Genomic DNA, 965 nt, shown 5'->3' on the forward strand with positions numbered 1-965 from the left:
GCCGGACACGACCCCCCCGACCTGGGCGAGCGGCTATCCGCAGGCGGGAACAGTGACGAACACGAGCGCCCAGGTGCTGGTGCAGACCAACGAAAGCGGAAAAGGCTATTATGTCGTGGTACCCCACGGGGCGACAGCTCCCACGGCGGCGCAAGTAAAAGCGGGACAAGATGCGAGCGGGTCGGATGCCGGAAGCGGGAAAAAAGGCTATGTGGATTTGATGGCCAACACGCCGGCGACGATCGATATCACGGGCTTGGCCCCGTCGACAGACTATGATGTCTACGTGGTAACGGAAGACGGCGTACCCAACTTGCAGGCGACGGCGGAGAAGGTGGACATCGCGACCAGCGCAGCGCCGGACACGACCCCCCCGACCTGGGCGAGCGGCTATCCGCAGGCGGGAACAGTGACGAACACGAGCGCCCAGGTGCTGGTGCAGACCAACGAAAGCGGAAAAGGCTATTATGTCGTGGTACCCCACGGGGCGACAGCTCCCACGGCGGCGCAAGTAAAAGCGGGACAAGATGCGAGCGGGTCGGATGCCGGAAGCGGGAAAAAAGGCTATGTAGACCTGACAGCCAACACGCCGGCGACGATCGATATCACGGGCTTGGCCCCGTCGACAGACTATGATGTCTACGTGGTAACGGAAGACGGCGTACCCAACTTGCAGGCGACGGCGGAGAAGGTGGACATCGCGACCAGCGCAGCGCCGGACACGACCCCCCCGACCTGGGCGAGCGGCTATCCGCAGGCGGGAACAGTGACGAACACGAGCGCCCAGGTGCGGGTACAGACCAACGAAAACGGAAAAGGCTATTATGTCGTGGTACCCCACGGAGCGACAGCCCCCACGGCGGCACAAGTAAAAGCGGGACAAGACGGGAGCGGGTCGGATGCCGGAAGCGGGAAAAAAGGCTATGTGGATTTGATGGCCAACACGCCGGCGACGATCGATATCA

1 pseudogene is annotated in these 965 nt (G+C 62.7%); it reads left to right on the top strand.

What is annotated here, in order from left to right:
* A pseudogene (locus GJ688_RS20370) lies at positions 1–965 on the top strand (hypothetical protein); the annotation flags it as partial.

The sequence above is a fragment of the Heliobacterium mobile genome (assembly GCF_009720735.1).
GTDB classification, from domain to species: domain Bacteria; phylum Bacillota; class Desulfitobacteriia; order Heliobacteriales; family Heliobacteriaceae; genus Heliobacterium; species Heliobacterium mobile.